This window comes from Nostoc sp. DSM 114167 (genome assembly GCF_052692655.1).
The window spans coordinates 8,363,921-8,379,826 of sequence record NZ_CP195116.1 but is presented as its reverse complement, the minus strand read 5'-3'; the positions used below and the strand labels follow the sequence as shown (position 1 = coordinate 8,379,826).

General features: G+C 37.9%; 5 protein-coding genes. All 5 read left to right on the top strand.

All coding sequences use genetic code 11. The features are described from left to right. The first annotated feature begins 42 nt into the window (after window positions 1-42). The 5 genes from NSTC731_RS35345 (at window position 43) to NSTC731_RS35325 (ending at window position 15,871) form a co-directional block, all read left to right on the top strand. Window positions 43-4,725, top strand: coding sequence for an SDR family NAD(P)-dependent oxidoreductase (locus NSTC731_RS35345; RefSeq protein ID WP_445629007.1), 4,683 nt, complete (start codon window positions 43-45; stop codon window positions 4,723-4,725). 40 nt (window positions 4,726-4,765) lie between these two features. Continuing rightward, the gene (locus NSTC731_RS35340) at window positions 4,766-9,382 is read left to right on the top strand and encodes a beta-ketoacyl synthase N-terminal-like domain-containing protein (RefSeq protein WP_445629006.1); all 4,617 of its coding nucleotides are present in this window, start codon (window positions 4,766-4,768) and stop codon (window positions 9,380-9,382) included. A 54-nt stretch (window positions 9,383-9,436) separates the two neighbouring features. Then, window positions 9,437-10,198 carry a class I SAM-dependent DNA methyltransferase gene (locus NSTC731_RS35335; protein WP_445629005.1) on the top strand — a complete coding sequence of 254 codons (762 nt, stop codon included), beginning with the start codon at window positions 9,437-9,439 and terminating at the stop codon, window positions 10,196-10,198. A 187-nt stretch (window positions 10,199-10,385) separates the two neighbouring features. Then, entirely contained in the window at window positions 10,386-14,468 is a 4,083-nt protein-coding gene (locus NSTC731_RS35330) for a non-ribosomal peptide synthetase (protein WP_445629004.1), read from the top strand. Between the two features lie 23 nt (window positions 14,469-14,491). Continuing rightward, window positions 14,492-15,871 (top strand): cytochrome P450, encoded by a 1,380-nt coding sequence (locus tag NSTC731_RS35325; RefSeq protein ID WP_445629003.1) that lies wholly within the window; start codon window positions 14,492-14,494, stop codon window positions 15,869-15,871. The last annotated feature ends 35 nt before the right edge of the window (window positions 15,872-15,906 follow it).

Sequence of the window (15,906 nt, the reverse complement as noted above, 5' to 3'; positions counted from 1 at the left end):
CTTGCTATTAAAAAATAAATATTTATTATCAGGTTTTGACTTATGGATATAGCCAAGAATTTTATTCATAGCTTAAATGAGAATCTTCAAGACGAAATTGCTATTATTGGTATGGCGGGTCGTTTTCCGGGATCAAATGAAATTGATAACTTTTGGAACAACCTGCGGGATGGCGTAGAGTCAATTTCTTTTTTCACGAATGAAGAACTAATATCTGCTGGGGTAGATCGATCATTGCTTAACGAACCCAATTACGTGAAGGCAAGCGGTATATTAGAAGATATAGAGTTATTTGATGCTTCATTTTTTGGTTTTTCCCCCAGAGAAGCTGAACTTACAGACCCACAACACCGTCTTTTTATGGAAAGTGTTTGGGAAGCTTTAGAAAATGCTGGCTATAATTCGGAAACTTATAGCGGTCAAATAGGTCTTTTCGCTGGTCTTGCTGCCAGTTCCTACCTGCTATCAAACTTATATTCCCATCGGGATTTGATGGAATCAGAAGGCAGTATTACTATTGGGAATGATAAGGATTTTCTCCCAACACAAATTTCTTACAAATTAAACTTAAGAGGGCCAAGTATCAATGTTCAGACAGCCTGTTCTACATCATTGGTTGCTGTTCACCTAGCCTGCCAAAGTTTACTAAATGGTGAAAGTGATATGGCTTTGGCAGGGGGTGTTAGCGTTGGAGTGCCGCAAAAAACTGGTTACCACTATCAACAAGGAGGAATTTATTCTCCTGATGGTCATTGTCGAGCTTTTGATGCTCAAGCGAAAGGAACTAATGGTGGCAGTGGTTTAGGTGTAGTAGTCTTGAAAAGATTAGAGGATGCTATTGCTGATGGTGATTTTATTTATGCAGTAATCAAAGGTTCAGCTGTTAATAACGATGGCTCTTTAAAGGTTGGATATACAGCCCCTAGTGTTGATGGTCAAAGGAAAGTTATTTTAGAAGCTTTAGCTTTAGCCGGAGTCGAACCTGAGACTGTTTCTTATGTAGAAACGCACGGTACAGGAACTATCTTAGGAGACCCGATTGAAATTAAAGCTCTTACACAAGCTTTTCGTGCTAGCACAAATAAAAAAGGTTTTTGTGCTATTGGTTCAGTCAAGACCAATGTTGGACATTTGGATACAGCAGCTGGTGTAACAGGCTTAATTAAAACAGTTCTGGCATTAAAACATAAACAAATACCTCCAAGTTTGCACTTTCAAGAGCCAAATCCACAGATAGACTTTGCCAATAGCCCCTTTTACGTCAATACCAAATTATCCGAGTGGAAAACCAACGGAACACCCCGCAGAGCAGGTGTGAGTTCTTTTGGTATTGGCGGGACTAATGCCCATGTTATTTTGGAAGAAGCTCCAGTAGAGACGCAACTTGGCGCGTCTCTACACTCCCGTCCGTGGCAATTGTTGTTGCTCTCAGCCAAAACCGGCACAGCTTTAGACACTGCAACAGCACAATTGCGTGATTATTTAGAGCAAAACCTCGATATTCCCCTACCAGATGTCGCTCACACCCTACAAGTAGGTCGTCGAGCTTTTGACTATCGCCGTATCGTGATTTGCCAAGACCCAAATGATGCAGTGAAATCGCTTAACAGCCAATACCCACAACGTATTTTTAGTTACCACTACAAGCCAGGTTACTGTCCAGTCATCTTGATGTTTTCAGGACAAGGGTCACAGTATGCAAACATGGGTCGGGAACTGTATGAAGTCGAACCGACGTTTAAAAAACATGTAGATACTTGCGCTGTGATTTTGCAAGAGCATCTAGGTATTGATATCCGTTCCTTACTTTATCCCAGAGAAGAAGACACTCAAGCAGCTAATTTGCAACTACAACAAACAGCCCTGACCCAAAGCGTGTTATTCGTTACAGAGTACGCTCTGACTCAGTTATTAATGTCTTGGGGTGTGCGACCAGAAGCAATGATTGGTCATAGTATTGGGGAATATGTCGCCGCAACCATTGCAGATGTATTTTCTCTCGAAGATGCCTTAAAAATTGTGGCAAAAAGAGGACAGTTGATGCAACAGTTGCCATCTGGGAGTATGCTGGCAATTAGGCTACCAGAAAAAGATGTGCAGTTGCTGCTGTCTGCACAAACGTTGTATCAAACATCTCTACAAATCGCAGCGATTAACAGCCCATCTTCTTGTGTAGTTTCCGGAACAAACCAAGCAGTTGCAGCCCTAGAAAAACAATTATCCTCTCAAGAAGTTGAATGTCGGCTGTTGCATACATCTCATGGATTTCATTCGGCGATGATGGAGCCAATATTGCCAGCATTTATTCAGGTGATAAAAACAGTCAAACTGAATCCACCACGCATCCGGTTTATTTCTAATGTAACTGGTAGTTGGATTAGTCAAGAGCAAGCGACAAATCCGAATTATTGGTGTCAACATTTACGAGAAACTGTCAGATTTTCAGATGGGATATCCCAACTCATACAGCAATTTGAAGGTGTTTTTCTGGAGGTGGGACCAGGGCGAACTTTAAGTACATTAACGACACAGCATTTGGACGGAAATGCCAAGCAACAGATATTGACTTCGTTACGCCATGTTAAAGAACAGCAATCGGATGTTGCTTGGTTGTTGCAAACATTAGGTCGCTTGTGGCTTTCTGGTGTCGAAATAGATTGGTCGGGATTTTATACCCATGAGCAGCGTCATCGTTTGCCTTTGCCTACTTATCCTTTTGAACGACAAAGGTACTGGATTGAACCTAACAAGCAAGGACAAGATGAGCGTCACACTCCAGTATCACTGGGTAAAAAACCTGATATAGCCGACTGGTTTTATATCCCTTTTTGGAAGCCTTCTTTGCCACCATTACAACTTGAACATCAAGAATTAGTATCTGAGAAGTCTTGCACTTTGGTGTTTATCGATGAGTGTGGCTTGGGTAGTAAATTGGTCAAACAATTAGAAACACAAAACCAGGATGTAATTACTGTAAAAGTTGCTGAGAGTTTTACCATACTAAGTGAATCTCAATATACTATTAATCCGAAAAATAATTATGACTACGATATTTTACTCCAGGAGCTTTATAAGCAAAATAAGTTGCCAAAAACGATTGCTCATTTATGGAATATTACACCTGGTAGTGACGAAGAATTAGAAATTGAAAAAGTTGAAAAAGCTCAAGTAATAGGATTTTACAGCTTGCTATATCTTGCTCAAGCTTTAGGAAAACTAGAAACTAGTAATGATTTTCAAATTACAGTTATTTCTAACGACCTACAGTCAGTAAATGGCAATGAAATACTTTCTCCGGAGAAAGCTACTTTACTTGGGCCAATTAAAGTCATCTCTCAAGAATATTCAAATATAAACTGTCGTAGTATTGATGTTATACTTGCAAAACAACGAAATTGGCAAGAAGAAAAACTTGTAAAACAATTGCTGGCGGAACTGATAGTTCCTGATTCTGAAAAACTCATTGCTTATCGAGGTTTAAACCGTTGGGTACAATCTTTTGAACCTGTGCGCTTCGATAAAGCTAAAATCGAAAAGCCTCGACTAAGAGAAAAAGGAGTCTATTTAATTACAGGTGGACTCGGAGGTATTGGACTTGTTTTGGCAAAATACTTGGCTCGAACTGTACAAGCAAAACTAGTATTGATAGGACGTTCTGGTTTACCCAAAAAAGACGAATGGTCTCAATGGCTTGCTACTCACGATGAAACTGATAGGACTAGCTACAAAATTCGCAAAGTTCAAGAAATTGAAGACTTAGGTGCAGAAGTTTTAGCGGTGAGTGCTGATGTGAGCAACATCGAAAAAATGCAAAGTGTCATTACTCGAACTGAACACCAATTTGGTCAGTTAAACGGTATCATCCATGCTGCTGGAATTCCTGGAGGCGGTGTCATTCAGCGAAAAACTCAAGCAGAAGCAGAAAGTATTCTGGCTCCGAAAGTCAAAGGTACAGTAGTTATTGATTCACTTGTCAAAGATATTCAGTTAGATTTCTTTATTCTAGTATCATCAAGCACCTCAATTTTAGGGGATTTTGGACAAGTAGACTATTGTGGAGCAAATGCTTTTCTTGATGCCTTTGCTCACCGTAATGCCTCAAAACATGGCAAATTTATTACAAGTATCAACTGGGATGCTTGGCAAGAAGTTGGAATGGCTGTAAACACAGGAGTTCCTCAACACCTCCAAGAATCACGAATAGAAGAGCTTAAACAAGGCATATTATCTAATGAGGGTGTAGAGGTTTTTCTACGTACTTTGGGAAATACAATATCTCAAGTTGTAATATCTACCTCTGACTTCTTGGATAAACTCAGACATTATAATTCTTCCAAACAAATACAATCCCTAGAATTTTTAGAAACTGCCAATCTATCTAGCTCAAAATATCCCCGGCCGGAATTAAGTAATGATTATGTTGCTCCTCGAAATAAAATTGAGGAACAGCTATTTGAAATTTGGCAACAAATCCTTGGCATTGAAAGAATAGGAATCCATGATAATTTTTTTGAACTTGGTGGTGATTCGCTGATAGGTATTCAACTTATTGCAACATTAAATAAGATATTTAAGGTAAATATTTCTGTTGCAAAACTTTATGAATATCCGAACATCAGTTCGATGGCAAAGATTTTTACACCTGAAGAATCTCAGGAAAATATTTTTGAACAAAGACTAATGCGAGGACAGAAGAGAAGACAGATGAAAATCAAAAGTAACTAAAATATGTTAACTTCAGTTAGTTTATCTAGATCGAGAAATTATGAATACCAATATACAACAAGAACAAACAGCAAATATAGATATAGCAATAGTAGGAATGTCTGGCCGTTTACCTGGAGCAAAAAATATTGATGATTTTTGGCATAATCTTCAAAATGGTGTTGAGTCTATTTCATTTTTTTCCAATCATGACTTAGTAGATTTAAATATTGAAGAGGAAGTTTTAAACGAATTCAATTATGTGAAAGCAGCACCTGTATTAGAAGACATTGAGTATTTTGATGCTAAGTTCTTTGGTTGCAGCCCTAGAGAAGCTGAATTAATGGACCCCCAACATCGCCTATTCATAGAATGTGCCTGGGAAGCTCTTGAAAATGCTGGATACGATCCAGAAACCTATGAAGGTTTGATTGGGGTTTACGCTGGCGTAAGTACAAATAGTTACTTTTTTCACAATATATATGAAAACGTTAATTTAATAAATATTTCCAATAACTATACTCTGAACAAAGATTTTTTGACCACCAATATATCGTATAAATTAAATTTAAAAGGACCAAGTGTAGGTATCCAAACTTACTGTTCTACTTCATTAGTCGCTGTACATTTAGCCTGCAAAAGTTTACTTGATGAAGAGTGTGATATTGCTTTAGCAGGTGGGGTTACGATTATAGTTCCACAAAAGTCAGGTTACTTATATGAAGAGGACGGAATTTTGTCTCCTGATGGTCATTGTCGAGCCTTTGATGCTAAAGCACAGGGTACTATTTTCGGCAGTGGACTGGGAATAGTCGTTTTAAAAAGATTAAAAGATGCAATAGCAGACAGAGATTACATTCATGCAGTTATTAAAGGTTCAGCAATCAACAATGATGGCTCTTTAAAAGTTAGCTATACAGCACCTAGTGTAAATGGCCAGGCTGAAGTTATTGTAGAGGCTCTGGCAAATGCTGGAATAGATGCTGATGATATTTCCTATATTGAAACTCATGGAACTGGAACAGCTGCTGGAGACCCAGTAGAAATTGCTGCGCTCACTAAGGCTTTTCGTGCTTTTACGCGAAGAAATGGCTTCTGCGCTGTAGGTTCAGTAAAACCAAATATTGGACATCTAGACACAGCATCTGGTGTTGCAAGTCTGATCAAAACTGTCCTAGCATTAAAATATAAACAAATACCTCCTAGTATAAATTTTGAAGCTCCCAATCCTGAGATTGATTTTGCTAACAGCCCCTTCTACGTTAATACTAAACTTACCGAGTGGAAAGCTAACAATACTCCCCGGAGAGCAGGAGTTAGTTCCTTAGGTTTTGGTGGAACTAATGCCCATCTGATTCTGGAAGAAGCCCCTGACATTAAATATTTTGATGACTCTAGACCTTGGGAATTGATATTATTATCAGCCAAAACTAGCACAGCCTTAGATACTGCGACTGAAAATTTGGTTACGTATTTAAAACAATATCCAGATATAAATTTAGCTAATGTTGCTCACACTTTAAAAGTGGGTCGTAAAGCTTTTAACCATCGCCGAATTTTGGTGTGTGAGAGTGTTCAAGATGCTGTAAGTGTCTTGGCGACACAGGCGCAGGAACGGATTTTTACTGTATGTCAAGAGCATAGAGAACAGCCAGTCATCTTGATGTTTTCAGGACAAGGGTCACAGTATGCAAACATGGGTCGGGAACTGTATGAAGTCGAACCGACGTTTAAAAAACATGTAGATACTTGCGCTGTGATTTTGCAAGAGCATCTAGGTATTGATATCCGTTCCTTACTTTATCCCAGAGAAGAAGACACTCAAGCAGCTAGTTTGCAACTACAACAAACAGCCCTGACCCAAAGCGCGTTATTCGTTACAGAGTACGCTCTGACTCAGTTATTAATGTCTTGGGGTGTGCGACCAGAAGCAATGATTGGTCATAGTATTGGGGAATATGTCGCCGCAACCATTGCAGATGTATTTTCTCTCGAAGATGCCTTAAAAATTGTGGCAAAAAGAGGACAGTTGATGCAACAGTTGCCCTCTGGGAGTATGCTGGCAATTAGGCTGCCAGAAAAAGATGTGCAGTTGCTGCTGTCTGCACAAACGTTGTATCAAACATCTCTACAAATCGCAGCGATTAACAGCCCATCTTCTTGTGTAGTTTCCGGAACAAACCAAGCAGTTGCAGCCCTAGAAAAACAATTATCCTCTCAAGAAGTTGAATGTCGGCTGTTGCATACATCTCATGGATTTCATTCGGCGATGATGGAGCCAATATTGCCAGCATTTATTCAGGTGATAAAAACAGTCAAACTGAATCCACCACGCATCCGGTTTATTTCTAATGTAACTGGCAGTTGGATTAGTCAAGAGCAAGCGACAAATCCGAATTATTGGTGTCAACATTTACGAGAAACTGTCAGATTTTCAGATGGGATATCCCAACTCATACAGCAATTTGAAGGTGTTTTTCTGGAGGTGGGACCAGGGCGAACTTTAAGTACATTAACGACACAGCATTTGGACAGAAATGCCAAGCAACAGGTATTGACTTCCTTACGCCATGTTAAAGAACAGCAATCGGATGTTGCTTGGTTGTTGCAAACATTAGGTCGCTTGTGGCTTTCTGGTGTCGAAATAGATTGGTCGGGATTTTATACCCATGAGCAGCGTCATCGTTTGCCTTTGCCTACTTATCCTTTTGAACGACAAAGGTACTGGATTGATGCGAAATCCCCATCCACTTTAGTAAATACAAAATCAATAACATTAGATCATAAACAAGATATTGCTGACTGGTTTTATATTCCTTCATGGAAGCGCTCTTTACTGCATAATTCATCCTCTTATCCAATAAAATCTGCACAACAAAAATGGCTATTTTTTGTGGATGATTTGGGAATGGCGGAAAAAGTAATTGATGTATTAAAAAATCAAACTAAAAATATTATTTTTGTTAAAAAAGGAGAATATTTTAGTAAGTTAAATGAGGATATTTATACAATTAATCCATATATAAGTGAAGACTACAATACTTTAATAAAAGAATTAGTATTATCAGGTCAAACTCCAGAAAATGTTGCTTATTTTTGGAGCGTAAGCTATGTTGAAACCCGTCAAAAATGGAATTATTTAGAATTAAACAGTTTACTATTTTTAATGCAGAGCTTTAGTAAACTGAAAATTAGCGATCGCTTGCAAATTTTGGTCGTATCGAACAACATCCAAGAGGTGAATGGGAATGAAAAATTAGACCCAGAGAAAGCAGCCATCTTAGGTTTATGCAAAGTCATCCCTCAAGAGTATCCTAATATTACTTGTCGATGTATTGATATTGCTTTAACTAATCGCAAAGACGCAGAAAAAGGACAAGAAGATTGTGAGAGTAATATTATTGACCAACTTTTGGATGAGTTGACCTCTGTATCGTCAGACATAGTAGTTGCTTATCGCGATCGCTACCGTTGGGTACAAACGTTTGAGCCAGTTCGCTTAGAGTCAGTAGTTAACGAAAAAACACCATTGAGAAAACAAGGTGTTTACCTGTTTACTGGCGGTTTAGAAAGTATTGAAGTTGTGCTTGCAGAATATTTAGCAAAAACTTTTCAAGCAAAACTCATATTTATCGAGGGTTCTAGCTTCCCAGAAAAAGACGATTTCTCGCAATGGCTGGAATCTCACACTCAAGAAGATGAAGTGAGTTGCAAAATTCAACAATTGCTTGTATTAGAGAAATTAGGTGCAAAAGTTTTGGTAATGCGTGCAGATACAACTAATTATGAGCAAATGTCTCATAGTCTTGCATCTGAAAATATTAGACAAATCAATGGGGTCATTTATTCAACTAGAATAAAACGCGAAAATATATTTGGTTCAATTACAGAAATTAGTAAAATAGAATTACAAAAACTTTTAGACTCCCAACTTTGTAAGATTACAGTATTAGAACAAGTCTTACAAAATATAAAATTAGATTTTTGTATTATTTTTTCTTCTTTATCTTCCATTTTAGGAGGATTTGGATTAGGCTTATATTCAGCAGCTAATCAATCCATTGACACCTTTACTAATCGACACAACAGGAATAATTATTTTCCGTGGTATATTATAAATTGGGATAAATTACAACTGAATACTAACCAAGAAGAAACAACACTTGCTCAAGTATATGGGTCAAAATTAGATATTACCCAAACAGAAACTGTAGAACTATTTAAACGAGTGTTTTCTTTAAGAGAAGGAACTCAAATTATTCTTTCTAAAGTAGATATTAATATAAGAAAGAATCATATATTTAGCCTCAACTCTCTGGTAAGTCCAACATCAACTAATCAATTAGATTTATCTTCACACTACTCTAGACCTAGCCTTAGTAATTCCTATGTTGCTCCGACAAATGAGTTGGAAAAACAAATTACAGAAATATGGCAAGAGGTACTTGGGATTGCAGAAATCGGTATTTACGACAACTTCTATGAGTTAGGAGGTGACTCACTAATTGCAACTCAATTAGTTTCTCGATTGCGAACCAAATTCCCTGTAGACTTACCACTACGTGATATTTTATTTGAAGCAATGATACCAGCCAAACAAGCAGAAATAGTTGAACAACTTCTATTGGCAAAGATTGAAGAATTATCCGAAGAAGAAGTAGCAGTTCTTTTGTTATAAGTTTCCCAAAATACTTGATTTTAAATCTTTATCTAGAAATAGGAAAAACAGTTTATGTCTTTAGCCAATAATGATGGAAATCACGATCCTATTGCTTCGGTCTATAACGCTATAGGTGTCACTTCCGAGGCGGAAAGTATAGCACTAGTTTTAGAACAATTAATGCTAAAACACCTCTCTAAAGGAACACATATTCTTGACATTGGTTGCGCTAACGGACAGTTAGTCCAACAGTTTCATATCAGAGGTTATCAAACAACTGGACTTGATTGTTCTGAAAAACTATTGCACCACGCCCAAATGAATGCACCTGAAAGTAAATTTATTCTTAGTGATATACGTAATTTTGAGTCGCTACCCACCTATGATGCAATTTTTTCAAGAAACACTCTCGGCTTCATTCTAAACCTTGAAGAATTGACAACTGTCTTCCGAAACGTATATGCGGCGATGCATAATAATGGTATTTTTGTGTTCGCCATAGTAACTGGGGACAGTGTATTGCGTGATAGTTTTCTACAAGATTACAATATATGTGATGTCAATGATAAATATGTTTATCTTGAAAAAGGCAAATACAACCCAGAAGAAAGGATACGGGAACTCAAGTCCACCACGTTTGAATTGATAAATGGAATTTGGGAGCGTTCGGACAGTACTCTACTGGAAAAAAATTATTTCTCATCAGAAATTCAGTCGGCTTTAGAAAATGTGGGCTTTATAGAAATTAATCAGTATGATAGCAAAGATTTTGGAGACCCTACTCCAGCAGGTGAAGATTGCTTCGTTTGTCGAAAACCATCCCTGACGCCATAGTATAATTGCAGAGATTGGTGGCTAAGTCAAAATTAATTTTTTTGATGATAGGACTTGTCACTTAATAAGCTTTTGATAACAGTATAGTTATCTGAATCAAGAGTTTGAGAATGAGAATTTTTATTAAGCGGCAAGTCAAAATTTAGCTAAAAAACTAAAAATAATAAATATTAATAATTTCTTGGCAATGGATAAACAAGATTTTAATTTATCACCAGCGAAAAAAGCCCTTTTAGACAAATGGAAGAGAGGAAATATTCAAGCTGATATTATCCCCAAACGTCAAGTATTTAAAAATATTCCCTTATCTTTTTCCCAACAAAGACTGTGGTTTATTGACCAGCTTTATCACGGGAGTTCTTTCTACAATATTCCCATCGCTTTTCATATCAAAGGACAGCTGAATATTAAAGTACTTCAGCAAAGTCTGAATGAAATTCTCAAGCGTCATGAAGTTTGGCGCACAACTTTTACCGTTGTAAATGGAGAGCCAGTACAGGAGATTGCCCCTCAATTAACTTGGGATTTATCTATTATTAATCTTGAACATTTGTCTGATAATAACTGGGAGTCGGAGGTTAAGCTATTTGCAGCAGAGTCAGCAAAAAAACCTTTTAATTTAGCTAAAGGACTTTTAGTCAGAGCAACTTTACTGCGCTTGAGTGAAGAAGAACACATTTTGCTTGTGACCATGCACCACATTATTACAGATGGATGGTCTTGTAGTGTGTTCCTGCGCGAGCTGTCAATGCTATACGCTGCTTTCTTGACAAATCAACCTTCTCCCTTACTCAAACTCCCCATTCAGTATGCAGATTTTGCAATTTGGCAACGCGATCGCATCCAAGGTGAATTTCTCGCAACCCAACTAAATTATTGGAAGCAACAACTCAAAGGTGAGTTCCCTGTACTACAATTACCTACATCCCGTCCGCGACCTAAGGTTACTACTTTCAGTGGTGCCAAGCAGTACTTTACATTCTCAAAAGCCCTGACTGATGTACTCAGACAAGTGAGCCAGCGAGAAGATGCGACTTTATTTATGAGTTTGCTGGCAGCATTTAACATATTATTATATCGCTACACAGATCAAGAAGACATCTTAATTGGTTCTCCAATTGCTAACCGCAATCGTGCAGAATTAGAAGGGATGCTGGGTTTATTTGTTAATACTTTGGTGTTACGTAATAACCTCAGTGGTAATCCCAGTTTCCGCGAATTTCTACATCGAGTCCGTGAGGTGACTCTCGATGCTTATGCACATCAAGATTTGCCTTTTGAGATGCTTGTGGAAAAATTGCAACCCGAACGCCACTTAAGCCGAAATCCACTTTATGAAATCATGTTTGTCCTGCAAAATACTCCAACGTCTGTGCAGGAAGTGTCTGGATTAACCTTACGTACTTTGGAATTTGATAGTGGAACAGCTCAACTAGATATTTTCTTGTCGATATCTGAATCTCAAGAAGGGTTAACAGGGTCTTTGGAGTACAATACAGATATTTTTGATTCAACAATGATTACTCAATTTATCAACAACTTCCAAACATTATTAGGGAATATTGTTGATAATCCAGAGCAGCGCATCAGTGAGTTGTCACTACTAACTGCTTCTGAGCAAGAACAACTATTATTTAAATTTAATCAAAATATTGCTGATTATCCTCAAGATGCATCTTTGAATCAATTATTTGAGCAACAAGTAGAATTAACACCTGATTCTTTAGCGTTAATTAGCCAGTCTGAGAAACTGACTTATCGTCAACTTAACCACAGAGTTAATCAACTTGCACATTATCTACAGAAACAGGGTGTAACAAAAGAAACGCTGGTAGCTCTATGTGTGGAACGCTCCATAGAGATAGTGACAGGAATTTTAGCTATTCTTAAAACTGGTGGTGCATACATTCCCCTCGATCCAAGTTATCCAGTGGAACGCCTGAATTTCATGCTTTCTGATTCCCAAGCATCGCTGTTAATTACCAAGCAAGAAATATTAGAAAAACTATCATTATCTTCGGCTAAAACCGTTTGTTTAGATATCCAAAAAGATGAAATTAGTCGAGAAAGTTCAGAAAATCCCATTAGCATCTCTGCATCTGATAAGCTTGCCTATATTATCTATACTTCTGGCTCAACAGGAACACCTAAAGGCGTTCTTGGCACTCATCGCGGTACAGTTAATGGCTTACATTGGCTATGGAAAACCTATCCTTTTACCCAAGGAGAAGTTTGTTGTCAAAAAACAGCTATTAGTTTTGTAGATTCTGTATGGGAAATTTTTGCTCCTTTACTTCAAGGAATTCCTACAGTAATTATCAGTAATGCAACTATACTAGACCCGCAACTATTTATAGAAACTCTGGCCGTTCATCAAGTAAGCCGTATTATACTTGTACCCTCACTACTGCGCTTACTGATTAACAATTACAGTCATCTGCTCAAGAAATTATCGCAGCTCAAACTTTGGATAACTAGCGGGGAAACACTATCTATTAACTTAGCTAAAAGTTTCCGAGAATTAATCCCATTTGCAAAACTAATTAACCTTTATGGCTCCTCGGAAGTTTCCGCCAACGCTACTTACTATGATACTAGTTTATTAGAAGACCAAGCAAGCAGTGTCCCTATCGGTCGTGCTATTGACAATACTCAAACTTATGTGTTGAATCGGGTTTTACAATTAACACCTATAGGAGTGATTGGAGAGCTTTATATTGGTGGTGATGGATTGGCGAATGGTTATTTACATCGTCCGGAATTAACTCAAGAAAAGTTTATTGATAACCCCTTTATTCCTGGAACCAAGCTTTACAAAACAGGCGATTTTGCGCGTCATCTAAACGATGGGAGTTTAGAGTATTTTGGTCGTCAGGATGAACAAGTAAAAATTAGAGGTTTTCGAGTAGAATTGGATGAAATTACATCTGCGATCGCACAACATCCAGATGTACAAGAATCTGTTGTAATTGCCAGCAATGATGCTCAAGAAAATCAGCGTTTGATTGCCTATGTCGTCACAAATAAACAGGATATAGCTACACAACTGTTGCCCTATTTGCAGCATTATTTGCCTAATTATATGCTACCGTCTGCTTTCGTTATACTGGATAAGCTTCCACTTACACCTAATGGCAAAGTAGACAAGCATTCTCTGCCAATTGATGAAGTTATCCGACCAACTACTATCCAATCATTTGTTGCTCCTCGGAATTTTACAGAATTATCATTAGTAAAACTTTGGGAAAATCTCCTAAATACTAATCCTATTGGGGTAACAGATAACTTCTTCGAGTTGGGTGGTCACTCGTTTTTAGCTGTACGCTTAATGGCTCAAATTCATGACAGATTTGAGCATAATCTTCCCCTGTCTACTCTTTTTGAAAACCCAACAATTGAAAAACTAGCAAGCATTGTCAGTCAGCCAGCCCGTCAGAGTTCTAATTCTCCTTTAGTAGCAATTAACTCTTCTGGTTCTAAGATACCTTTTTTCTGTATGCATGGTGCTGGTGGAGGTATTAGTCACTATTTTAATTTATCCAGAAGACTTGGTGAAGATTATCAATTTTACGCTTTGGAAGATACCTTAGAACAAGACAAACCAGAAATTATTTCAGTAGAAGAGACAGCAACTCGCTACCTCCAAGAAATTCGCAAAATACAACCAAATGGCCCTTATCTTTTAGGTGGTCATTGTTATGGCGGTGTACTTGCTTTTGAAATAGCGCAACAATTACAAAATAAGGGTCAAACAGTAAGTTTATTAGTTGTCATCGATGCCATACTATCAGAAACACCCATTGAATCTACAGACGATGACGATGCAAAATTTTTACTCCGTATCGCTGAATCAATAAAAACCGATAATAATATAGACTTTTTAGTACCTTTTGAAGAACTTCGAGATTTGCCATTAAATCAGCAACTTAATTTTATTAATCAAAAAGCAAATTTCATTTTTAGCGAGCCGGAGATTAACGATTTCCTTCACCATTACAAACTGTTTAAATCTCATGTTCAAGCTATGCGAGGTTATATCCCGCAGATTTATCCTGGAAAACTGACTTTATTCCGAGCAAATCAGGAAATAATTCATGATTTTGAAAACCCCGAATGGAATACCGACGATCCATTTCTAGGTTGGAAGAAATTTTCAAAGCAACCTATACAAATGATTGAAATTCCTGGCGACCATTTCTCAATTTTTGTAGAACCTTATATTCAGGAATTAGCAAGATATCTGAGAGTTTGTATTGATAATGCTGTATAAAATAATGGGAGTAAAAAAGACTGATGAAACTACCTCCAGGGCCAAAAACTCCTGCTTGGTTGCTAGCTCTGCAATTCGAGGCTAACCCCTTTGGCTATATGGATGCTAATTCCCAACTTTATGGGGATATGGTGACTAGAATGCTTGGTTCTACGCCGATGATTTATGTTAGTAATCCTTTAGCTATCAAGCAACTTTTCACCAATACTAGAGAAATTACCGCATCTGGTACCTTGAACCAAGATTTTGCCCTGTTCACAGGAACTCAAGGAATACTGCAACTTGATGGTTTAATTCACAAAAATCGACGTAAGCTCCTCATGCAGGCTTTTCATGGAACGCGAATGCAAGCCTGTGGACGACGTATCTGCGAACTTACACAAAAAATTATGGCTCGACAAGCGATTGACAAACCTTTTATCGCTTACTCAAGCATAGAAGAAATTACGCTGTCGATAGGTATAGAGGTTGTACTGGGATTACCTGAAGGTAAACGCTATGACAAACTCAAGCATTTATTTGTTTCTATGTTCAAATCCGAGCGATCTAAACTTTTTAAATTTATTACCAAACTACCTTTAGGAAACCGGGATTTAGGTCGGTGGAGTCCAGAAGGATATATGCTTCATCTCCGACGGGGAATTTTTCAATTGCTATATACGGAAGTGCAGGAACGCCGCCAGCAAGCAGATTATTTACGCACTGATATGCTTACCGATCTGATATTTGCTGCTGATGAAACAGGTGAACCATTAAGTAATCAAGAAGTGCGCGACCTTCTATTATCGCCTATATTTGCAGCTCAAGACGCTTCCGGAACTGCGATCGCTTGGTCTTTGTACTGGATTCACCGTTTACCTGCTATACGATCGCGCCTGCTGGAAGAAATTGATAGTCTTGGTGAAAACCCAGACCCTATGAACATTGTCACATTACCCTACCTAAATGCTGTTTGCAACGAAGCTTTACGAATTTATCCAACTCAGTTGTTTGCATTTCCCAGGTTGGTAGAATCGACCGTTGAGATGATGGGTTACGAGTTGAATCCCGGTACAATACTTATTGCTAATATTTATTCTACACATCAGCGAGAAGATTTATATCCCAATCCCAAAGAATTTCAGCCAGAGCGCTTTTTAGAAAAACAATTTTCTCCCTACGAATTTCTCCCATTTGGTGGTGGTTCTCGTATTTGTATTGGCGGGACTTTTGCTTTATTTGAAATGAAACTTATATTAGCAACTATTCTGGCAAATTATGAATTAGAGCTAGTTAGTCAGCGCCCAGAACGTCCCAAATATGGAGGTCTGATTTGTTATCCAGCTAGCGGTGTGAAGATAGTCATACGTAGTCTGCGTCAAAATCAAAGACAATCGCAACCATCCGTAGTCGGTTTAGTTTAAGAACTATCAATTATTTAACATTTGTCAGAAAAATA